9 protein-coding genes are annotated in these 10117 nt (G+C 57.1%); 5 read left to right on the top strand and 4 right to left on the bottom strand.

Translation table 11 applies throughout. From position 1 onward, the window contains the following. Positions 1–182 precede the first annotated feature (182 nt). The 3 genes from MPRO_RS17855 to MPRO_RS17845 are packed head-to-tail and all read right to left on the bottom strand — an operon-like array spanning position 183 to position 3146. The gene (locus MPRO_RS17855) at positions 183–1718 is read right to left on the bottom strand and encodes a tripartite tricarboxylate transporter permease (RefSeq protein ID WP_067296073.1); all 1536 of its coding nucleotides are present in this window, start codon (positions 1716–1718) and stop codon (positions 183–185) included. A gap of 3 nt (positions 1719–1721) precedes the next feature. Further along, entirely contained in the window at positions 1722–2156 is a 435-nt protein-coding gene (locus tag MPRO_RS17850; protein ID WP_067296070.1) for a tripartite tricarboxylate transporter TctB family protein, read from the bottom strand. A 9-nt stretch (positions 2157–2165) separates the two neighbouring features. Then, on the bottom strand, positions 2166–3146 hold the full coding sequence (locus MPRO_RS17845) for a Bug family tripartite tricarboxylate transporter substrate binding protein (protein ID WP_245635130.1): 981 nt from the start codon (positions 3144–3146) through the stop codon (positions 2166–2168). Positions 3147–3299: 153 nt separating this feature from the next. Between MPRO_RS17845 and MPRO_RS17840 the strand changes: the two genes are divergently transcribed. From MPRO_RS17840 to MPRO_RS17830, 3 genes are read left to right on the top strand one after another with little or no spacing between them, the layout of a single operon-like run. Continuing rightward, the gene (locus MPRO_RS17840) at positions 3300–3962 is read left to right on the top strand and encodes a response regulator transcription factor (protein ID WP_245635129.1); all 663 of its coding nucleotides are present in this window, start codon (positions 3300–3302) and stop codon (positions 3960–3962) included. Continuing rightward, a complete protein-coding gene (locus tag MPRO_RS17835) occupies positions 3949–5337 on the top strand; it encodes a sensor histidine kinase (RefSeq protein WP_067296063.1) in 1389 nt (462 codons plus the stop codon). The genes MPRO_RS17840 and MPRO_RS17835 overlap by 14 nt, the downstream gene beginning before the upstream one ends. Further along, positions 5334–6437, top strand: coding sequence for an ABC transporter substrate-binding protein (locus tag MPRO_RS17830; RefSeq protein WP_067296061.1), 1104 nt, complete (start codon positions 5334–5336; stop codon positions 6435–6437). The genes MPRO_RS17835 and MPRO_RS17830 overlap by 4 nt, the downstream gene beginning before the upstream one ends. Positions 6438–6545: 108 nt before the next feature. Here the strand turns inward: MPRO_RS17830 and MPRO_RS17825 are convergent, their stop codons facing one another. Beyond that, complete coding sequence (locus MPRO_RS17825; protein WP_067296059.1) at positions 6546–7415, bottom strand: LysR family transcriptional regulator; 870 nt, start codon at positions 7413–7415, stop codon at positions 6546–6548. A 208-nt stretch (positions 7416–7623) separates the two neighbouring features. Between MPRO_RS17825 and MPRO_RS17820 the strand changes: the two genes are divergently transcribed. Together MPRO_RS17820 and fghA are read left to right on the top strand one after the other, a co-directional pair. Beyond that, on the top strand, positions 7624–8751 hold the full coding sequence (locus MPRO_RS17820) for an S-(hydroxymethyl)glutathione dehydrogenase/class III alcohol dehydrogenase (RefSeq protein WP_067296057.1): 1128 nt from the start codon (positions 7624–7626) through the stop codon (positions 8749–8751). A 53-nt stretch (positions 8752–8804) separates the two neighbouring features. Further along, on the top strand, positions 8805–9641 hold the full coding sequence (gene fghA / locus MPRO_RS17815; protein WP_067296056.1) for an S-formylglutathione hydrolase: 837 nt from the start codon (positions 8805–8807) through the stop codon (positions 9639–9641). The last annotated feature ends 476 nt before the right edge of the window (positions 9642–10117 follow it).

Below are 10117 nucleotides of genomic sequence, written 5' to 3'. Positions count from 1 at the left end.
ATTGGCCTGCGGCCAATGATGAAGCATCCCTGCTTCATGTATTAACCCGGGTTAATACAAACGCCTGTGGAAACGACTCAGCCCTGTCGCGGAACCCGAAAGTTCCGACACAGGGCTGAAATTAAGTAGCGTCTCCCTCGCCTCGCCCCGCCGCCCAATACACTATGACGACAGCTTAGGCATTACTCTTTCTCGGTCAGAGCTACGCCAGGTGAAAGATCCTCCTTGCCTGATTTCTTGTACCAGCGCCACAGACCCGGCACTAGCAAAGCCGCGGCCGTAGCCGCCGCCAGGCTATAGGCCATAGGGCCATTGAAAAGAATTCCCCAATCACCACCGCTAATCGACAGTGCGCGGCGCAGGTTTTCCTCCAGCACTTCGCCCAGTACCAGCCCCAGAATAACCGGGGCCAGGGAAAAATGCAGTTTGCGCAGCAGGAAACCCACTACCCCGAGCAACACCATAAAGAAGAGGTCGAAACTGTCACCGTGAATTGAGTAGATGCCCACAAAGGTCAGCATCACTATTACCGGCACCAGATATGCCTGGCGAATCGACAGCAACCGCACGAAGAGTCCGATCATCGGCAGATTCATAACCAAAAGCGCAATATTGCCGATAAACATCGATGCAATCAGACCCCAGGCAATCTCTGGCTGCTGTTCAAACAGCAGCGGTCCCGGCGTGATATTGAACATCATCAAGGCACCCAGCAATATTGCTGTTGTCCCACTGCCAGGAATACCCAGAGTCAACATCGGCACCATGGAGCCGGCCGCTGATGCATTGTTTGCCGCTTCAGGCGCCGCAAGGCCACGAATATCGCCCTTGCCGAACTGTTCATCGTCACCCTCGGCAATACGCTTTTCAGTGCCATAGGCCACTGCACTGGCAATAGAGGCACCCGTGCCCGGCAAAACACCAATCAGAAAGCCAATGATCGTGGAGCGCAGCACCACCCACTTCACCGCCAGAAGATCGGCAACACTGACAAAGCTCTTGCCCACCGGGGTAATAACAAAATCATTGCGCGCCCACTGTTCCAGCAGGGCCAGCACTTCACTGATAGCGAAGAGCCCTATAACCACCACCAGAAAGTCCACGCCATCGAAGAAATTGGGAATACCCAGGGTAAAACGCAGTACACCGGTACCCGAGTCAACGCCGACAGTGGCCAGCAGCAGACCGATCATGACCCCCACCAGGGTTTTTACCGGACGACTGCCGACCATGGTCGCCAGACAGGTAAAGGCAAACACCATCAGCCAGACATATTCAGTCGGGCCGAACTGAATGGCGAACTGACTGAGCAAAGGTGCCGACACCACCATCATCAGCAGGGCTCCCATGCTCCCGGCAAAGGATGAAACCGCCGACAGCGCCAGTGCCCGGCCGCCCTCGCCCCGTTTGGACATCGGATAGCCATCAAGGGTGGTCATAATGGCGCCAGCATCGCCGGGTACATTCAGCAGAATACTGGAAATCCTGCCACCATATTCAGCCCCGTAGTAAACCCCAGCCAGCAGTATGAGGGCAGACTCAGGAGGAAAGCCCATTGCGTAGGCCAGTGGCAGCAGAATAGCGACACCATTGATGGGACCAATACCCGGCAACGAGCCGATCAAAGTACCGACAAAACAGCCCACCAGCACAAGCATCAGATTCAGGGGTGCCAGGGCGACCGAAAAGCCGGTCGCCAGAAAATTCAGTGTTTCCATCGGTTAAACTCCAATCAAAACGCCGGCCGGCACGTTAAGTTGCAACAATTCCTTAAGCAGAAAATAGCTGCTCAGACTCATCACCAGGGCGTAGCCCGCAGCCCGTAACGGCGTTTCGCCAAACAGCCAACTGAACAGGGCGCCCACCACAAAGGTGGCGATAATAAATCCGGCCGGCTCAAACAACAGGGCATAGGTCACCATCAGACAAAGCCCTGCCGCTAACTTTACCAACACCGCAGCGTTGGGATGCCAGTCATTCTTGGCAGGGCGATACATCAACCAGCTGGCAGCAAGCGCCAGTAACGCCGCGAGTATCACAGGAAAGGCTTTGGGCCCAAGAGGCTCGTACTGAAAGGGTACGTCCAGGCTGAGCGCCGCCCAGGCGACAAGCCCGGACAGCAACAGCAAGACGCCCGCTAATATGCGGTCATACATGCTTCAACCTCACTTAATCAGGCCAGCTTCGCGGGCGAGACTGCGCATATAGCCAACCCGTTCGCGAACATAACTATCAAGTTCAACCCCCTGCATTTTGAACGGCATCAGTCCCTTGTCGGCCACGGCCGCCATAAAGGCTTCACTTTCATATGCCTTGCCGAACTGATCCGCCCAGTACTGATAGGCTTCATCGGAAACCTTGGGCCCAAGATAGAAACCACGCAAAATGGCCCACTGCGCATCGATACCCTGCTCCAGAGCCGTCGGAATATCGGCAAACTCGCCTGCCAGGCGCTCGGGCGACATAACCGCCAACACCCTCACCTTGCCGGCTTCAAGCTGTCCTTGCATCTCGCCGGCATCTCCCGGATACACCTGAATATGCCCACCCATCAGTGCGGCCAGCGCCTCACCGCCGCCTTCATAAGCCACATAACGCATTGATTTTGGATCCACGGCCGACGACTTCATCAAAATGGCCGCTTTCATCCAGTCCTGGCTACCCACGCCACCGCCTGCACCTACAACAAATTGGGTGGGATCCTTTTTAATATCCGCCACCAGCTCTGCCAGCGTATTCCAGGGAGCATCAGCTTTCACCATGATGGCGCCGTAATCAACACCTGCGGCACCGACCCAGCGCGCATCGTTTTCATCAAGCTCTTTGCCAAATTTTCCCTGGGCAATGTTCAGCAGCGAACCGGAACTGAAGGCCACCAGGGCGTTACCATCATCTGGACGCACGCCATTGATATGGTTATAGGCCACAGCCCCGACGCCACCCGGCATAAAGGTGACCGCCATCGGTGTCTTCAGCAGACCCGCTTCGGCAAAGCCGTTGGATACAATACGACAGGTCAGGTCAAAGCCACCGCCGGGCTTGGCCGGGGCTATACACTCCGGCTTGGATGGTTCGAACGCCATGGCGTTCATGGCCAATGTCAGACCACCGGTCAGCATCAAGGCACCCATGTTTAACTTCATCATTCAGTCTCCGCTTATACTTTTTGTTAGCTCAGGCTATACCTCAGAGCAGCAGGGCCATCCTAGGCTTCCAAACTGACAGCAGCCTGACAGAGGTGAAGAATTTTTGGCTTTGCCACGCCCCGCCGTTTCAGAGACAATCGCCGGCCTATGCGCATGTTACTTATTGAAGACAACAACACTCTCGCCGATGCCTGCCGGGAATATTTCTGCAACCTTGGCCATCCGCTGGACCGTGCCGGCTCCGTCGAGGAGGCGGAAAGCACTCTGTCGTTTGGTGATTTCGATTTGCTGATTCTGGATATCAACTTGCCGGGGCGTAGTGGTTACCAGCTACTGCAAAGTCTGAGGTCTCAGGGCAGCAAGATCCCGGTGCTCGTATTGACCGCCCGTGCCGAAGTAGACGATCGCGTCAGTGCGCTGGATCTCGGCGCCGATGACTATCTGGTCAAGCCGTTCGATTTTCGCGAACTGGCTGCCCGCTGCAGGGCGTTGTTGCGGCGCGAACGTGGCGACGCCAGCAACCTCATGCAGTACGGCAACCTCACTTACGACCTGGCCGCACAATCGATGCGCATCAATGACCAGCCCATCGACCTGCGCCCGCGTGAAATTCAGCTGCTCGAATTGTTTTTGAAAAACCTGGACAGGGTTTTGACCAAGGACGATATCGCCAACCGGCTTTACACCTTTAACGAAGCCTATACACCCAATGCGATAGAGCAGGCACTGACCCGCCTGCGCAAACAGCTGGCCGCCTCTACCCTGATCATCAAGACGATTCGCGGCCTGGGGTATCTCGCCCATGTCAACGACTGAGCCGGACTATTCGCTGCGCCGGCGCCTGGTATCGCGCACCACCATCCTGCTTATGGTGGTATTACTGATGCTCAGTTTCGGCGTCTGGCATTACGCCCGACAGGCTGCGGACTATTCGTACGACCGCCTGCTGAACAGTGCCAGCCTGTCGATCATGGAAGGAGTCTTAGTACGCAACGGCGAGCCCGATCTCGATCTGCCCTATGCCGCAATGGAAATGATGCAGCTGGCCCCGAGTGACAAGGTTTTTTACCAAGTGACCCATCAGGCCGGCGTGCTCATTACGGGCTACCCGGATCTGCCCCGGCCGCCCGGCTTTACCCCCTCTGAAAAACCTCATTTTTACAACGCCCGTTACAAGGGTGAAGCCCTTCGCCTTGTAATGCAGAGTAAACGCCTCACCGAAGCTGGTGCCTCCGGCTGGGTTCATGTCACCTTGGCCCACACTCGGAACGCCCGCCAGGAACTGCTGGCCGACATCCTGTACAAGGCCCTGCTGACCCTGATTGGGGTCATGCTGCTTGCCCTGGTGATTGTCTGGTTGGGCATTAATCGCGCCTTGCAGCCATTGAGCCTGATCTCACGCACCCTGCAATTGCGCACCCCTGCTGATACAAGCCAGCTCAGCGCGACTCCTATTCAGGAAGTCGCCCCGCTGGTCGAGGCCATAAACAGCTACCAGCAGCAGCTGCTGCATAACCTCGACACCATGAAAATTTTTATTGCCGACGCCAGTCACCAGATCCGTACCGCCCTGAGTGCCACCCAGGCACAGCTCGATATCGCCGCCCAGGTCGCTGATCCGGTTACATTGCCACACAGACTTGGAAAAATTCGGCAGGAGCACCTGCGCCTTTCCCGCCTGACCAACCAGTTACTGGCCCACGCCATGGTGGTGCACCGTGGCGACACACAGCAGCTGGACTCAATAGATATTGATGTCCTGCTCAAGCAAATTCTCACCGAATGTGTGCGCGACCATGCCCATTCGGATATCGAGTTCGGCTACCACTGCCGGTGCAAAAATAGTGTAGCGCCGGCGGATGGCGTCAGCCTGAGGGAGGCTATTCGCAACCTGCTCGACAATGCCGTGCGCTATGGCCCCAGCAACAACCAGATCACGCTGGGGCTGGAGCCCGCACCCACGGCAGGACTCGATATTATCGTCGATGACAGCGGGCCCGGTATTCCTCCCCATCTGCGTCGCCAGGCCTTGCAGCGGTTCAGCCGACTATCTTCGACCAACGAAGGGTCCGGCTTGGGCTTGGCCATCGTCGAAGCTGTCACCCAGGCTCACAGAGGCGAGCTGTTCATCGAAAGCAGCCCTTCGGGTGGCCTCAGAATCAGGCTGCGCCTGCCAGGGCAGTTCACATGAGAACGGCATTGCTTGGCCTTGCGTCCCTGGTGCTGTTGGCTACAGCCCTGCTGGGTGCCCGGCAGTTCAATAACACCGGCCTTGAAAGTGCTCGGGCACAAAGTGAAGAACAGTCGCTATTGATCTACAGCGCCACTGATCGCACCGCCATAGCCCCGCTACTGGATGCATTTCAGCGGCTCTATCCCGCTGTCACCCTGCACTACCGGGAATTCAACACGATGGAACTTGACCAAAAAATGCGTCAGCTTTCCAACTATGAAACGCCTGATCTGGTGATCAGCTCCGCCATGGATCTGCAGGTACGGCTGGTAAACGACGGCTTTGCCCAGGCCTTTGAAGACCCCGTACTGAATGAACTGCCCGACTGGGCGAACTGGCGCAACGAAGCCTTCGGCTTTAGTTATGAGCCCATAGTGTTTGTTTACAACAAGGCGGCATTCAACGGCAGAGATCTACCACGCACTCATGAGGCGCTAGCCACTGCGCTACGAAGTGACGGGCTCTTTTTCCAGCACAGGGTCGGCTCCTACGATGTCCGTACATCCGGAGTTGGCTACCTGGTTGCATCCCAGGATGAGGTCACCTCGAGCATCAGCGGCCGACTACAGGAGAGCCTTGGGCGGGCCTTCACCCAGGTTTACTGCTGCACTGCCCAGATTCTGGATGCCATTAGCAGCGGTGAGCTGGTGCTGGGCTACAACATGCTGGGCTCCTATGCCCTGGCCCGCGCCTACGCCGACCCCCGCCTTGGCGTGATTGTGCCGCACGACTATGCACTCGTCGTCAGCCGCGTCGCCTTTATACCCAAACAAGCCCCGAATCCCGCAGGCGCCAAGACACTGTTGCGTTATATGCTCTCCCTTGAAGGGCAGCAGGTGATCGGCCAGCAGGGTGAATTGGTGGCTATTCATCCCCAGGCCACCGGCCCCTATTCGGTTAGCGCCCTGCAACAGCAGCAAACGATTCATCAGCAGTCACTCAACTTTCACCCCATTGCCCTGGGGCCTGCGCTGATGGTGTATCTCGATCAGTCGAAACGACGCCGTTTTGTGAATGAGTGGCAAAATGCGCTTTTATACGACCCCATCATTCCCTGACCGGGATTTGGGCCTGCACCACACACATTAATAAGGGCAACCCGAAGATCCGCAGCATCCGAGCCCGCAGACAACTGGCAGCAAACCAGCCCCTGACTAAGGCCCTTATTACCCCAGGGCTTCGCCTATAAAGTCCAGCAGCATGCGCACTTTCGGCGATAGGTGGCGGTTATGAGGATAGATGGCCCAGATGCCCTCATCGGCCTCCTGATAGTGCTGTAGCAGAGGCAGCAACTGCCCTGAATCCAGCGCGGGTCGAACATAATAATCCGGCAGCTGTACAATACCGATGCCTTTCAGGGCGGCATCCAGCAGGACCCAGCCACTGTCACAGCTGATACTGCCTTTGATCCGTATATTGCGCGCCTTGCCCTGCTCCTGAAAACGCCAGTAATCCAGATTGCCCTGCAGGCAGTTATGCTGCTCCAGCTCCGACAGCGAGTGAGGCACGCCATAGGTCGACAGATAATCCGGCGATGCGCACACATACTGAGTCCTTGAAGACAGACGTCGTGCCATCATGCTGGAGTCCTCCAGCTTGCCCAGCCTTACGGCCAGATCATAGCCTTCGGCCACCAGATCCAGCGTCTGATTGGTCAGGCGCAGCTGCACCTCAAGCTCCGGGTAACGCAGCACGAAATCATTCACCAGCGGGGCTATGGTTTTCTCCCCGTAGGTTACCGGCGCTGTAATCCGCAACTTGCCCCTGGGCGCCTGCTGCAGGTTGGTGATGGTACGCTCCGCCTCCTCCAGCCCATCAAGCACCTGCCGACAGTGCTGATAATAAATCTGTCCGGCTTCAGTCACCGAGACCTTGCGGGTCGTGCGGTAAAACAGCTTGGTCGATAAGCGGGTTTCAAGCGCACTGACCTGACGGCTGACCTGGGCCGTCGAAATGCCCAGCCGCTTGGCTGCCGCAGTAAAACTTTCCGCTTCAGCCACCGCGACAAACTCACTCACCCCTTCCCACATAAACATAGCGACACCTTTGCGCCTGATGCTGGAACTGACTGACGCCAGCACAGATTTAACCCTGCCGATCAAACTGCAACAGTCCCAATTGTTACCCTGTGGTAAAAGTAATTTACAAAAAGGCAGATTATCACCATTAACAAACTAAATATAATGGCGCCATCGACACAGCGGGCATCTCCGCCGTGATATCAACACCACCAGGGAGCACCCGATGACTCAGATAATCAAATCCAAAGCCGCCATTGCCTGGGGCCCGAAACAGCCTTTGTCCATCGAAGAAGTGGATGTGATGCCGCCCCAGGCCGGTGAAGTTCGAGTGCGCATTATCGCCAGTGGCGTCTGCCATACCGATGCTTTTACCCTGTCCGGCGAAGATCCAGAAGGCATATTCCCGGCGATCCTGGGCCACGAAGGTGGCGGTATCGTGGAATCAGTCGGCGAAGGCGTGACCAGCCTGCAGGTGGGCGACCACGTGATACCGCTCTATACCCCTGAGTGCGGCGAGTGCAAGTTCTGCACATCCGGCAAGACCAACCTGTGCCAGAAAATCCGCGAAACCCAGGGCAAGGGTCTGATGCCGGACGGCACCACCCGCTTCTTTAAAGACGGTCAACCGATCTTCCATTACATGGGGTGCTCCACCTTCTCCGAGTACACGGTGCTGCCGGAAATATCCCTGGCCAAAATCAGCAAGGAAGCGCCACTGGAAGAAGTCTGCCTGCTCGGCTGCGGCGTTACTACCGGCATGGGCGCGGTCATGAACACTGCCAAGGTAGAAGAAGGCGCCACCGTCGCCATCTTCGGCATGGGCGGTATCGGCCTGTCCGCTGTAATAGGCGCGACCATGGCCAAGGCCGGCCGCATCATCGCCATCGATATCAATGAAAGCAAGTTTGAACTGGCGCGTCAGCTGGGCGCCACCGATTGCATCAACCCGAAAGATTACGACAAGCCCATTCAGGATGTGATCGTCGAACTGACTGACGGCGGCGTGGACTACTCCTTCGAGTGTATCGGCAACGTCAACGTGATGCGCTCTGCGCTGGAATGCTGCCACAAGGGCTGGGGCGAGTCGGTCGTTATCGGTGTGGCCGGTGCCGGTCAGGAAATCTCTACCCGCCCCTTCCAGCTGGTCACCGGCCGGGTCTGGAGAGGCTCCGCCTTCGGCGGCGTCAAGGGTCGCTCCGAGCTGCCCGGCATCGTCGAGCGTTATATGCAGGGTGAGTTTCAGCTCAACGACTTCATCACCCATACCATGGGTCTGGAAGGGATCAACGAGGCCTTCGACCTGATGCACGAAGGCAAGAGCATTCGCTCCGTTATTCACTTCGACAAGTAATGGAAGCGGTCGCCTGCCATTGCGCAGGCGACCTGCTTTTGCTGGAGACTCCAATGAGTATTGAAAACCTCAGCTGTAATAAAAGCTTCGGGGGCTGGCACAAGCAGTACAGCCATTATTCGAATACGCTGAATTGCGCCATGCGCTTTGCGATTTACCTGCCGCCCCAAGCCTTGGGCGGCGCCAGGGTGCCGGCACTCTACTGGCTGTCTGGCCTGACCTGCAGCGATGAAAACTTTATGCAAAAAGCCGGTGCCCAGCGCATCGCCGCAGAGCTCGGCATGGCCATTATTGCGCCGGACACCAGCCCCCGCGGCGATGAGGTGGCGGATCATGTCGGCTACGATCTGGGCAAAGGGGCCGGCTTTTATGTGAACGCCACCCAGGCGCCCTGGAACCGTCACTACCAGATGTACGACTATGTGCTGAACGAACTGCCGGCACTGGTCGAGTCCATGTTCCCGGTCAGCGATCAAAGATCCATTGCCGGGCATTCCATGGGCGGCCACGGTGCCCTGGTGCTGGCACTGCGCAACCCTGAGCGCTATCGATCAGTCTCCGCCTTCAGCCCGATCAGCAATCCGGTTAATTGCCCCTGGGGCAAGAAAGCCTTCACGGCTTACCTGGGCAAGGATAGCGCCGGCTGGGCCGACTACGACGCCAGCCTGCTGATGCGCCAGGCCAGCCAGTGTGTGCCGGCGCGGGTGGACCAGGGCGAAGCCGATGACTTCCTCAGCGAGCAGCTCAAGCCCGAAACCCTGGAAGCCGCCGCCACTGCCAGCGGTTACCCGCTGGAGCTGAACCGCCACGAAGGCTACGACCACAGCTATTACTTTATCGCCAGCTTCATAGAGCAGCACCTGCGCTTTCATGCCAGGCACCTAGTGTAGTGTTTCACGCTATATGAAGCTTATAACGGCCCCTTTTTCCGCCATCCTGCGTTGTTCGTTGTCGCCGTAGCCCCACTATGACTCTGCCTCACGCCTTGGCTGGCGAAAAAATGAGCGCGTTCTAAAGCACCACCAAGAGTGCAACACTACACTAGAGGCTGTTCGACAATACTCAACCTACTGCGAGCCACCTGAGTTTGGCTGTTCTTTGTGCTGTTTTGCGTTAAATAGAACCACTATTCGCCTTAAAACACCGCAAAAACCCGCTCAAATCAGTCGGCTCTCGCTACGGCCAGCATTCCCGGACAGCCTCCCGGGCCAGTAATAGCTGCAAGGGAATACTCTTCCCACTAAACGCCTGCTGCTATGGCGCTGAAAGCGGGAGTATTGCAAACACACTCTACGGATTAACCCAGAGCATGCAGCAGCGCCCTGGCAGCCTGCAGATCTTCGGTATCAAAACCCTCGGTGAAACA

This window comes from Marinobacterium profundum (assembly GCF_001528745.1).
GTDB classification, from domain to species: Bacteria; Pseudomonadota; Gammaproteobacteria; order Pseudomonadales; family Balneatricaceae; genus Marinobacterium_A; species Marinobacterium_A profundum.
The sequence above is the reverse complement of the archived record's forward strand: the minus strand, read 5'-3'. Positions and strand labels throughout refer to the sequence as shown.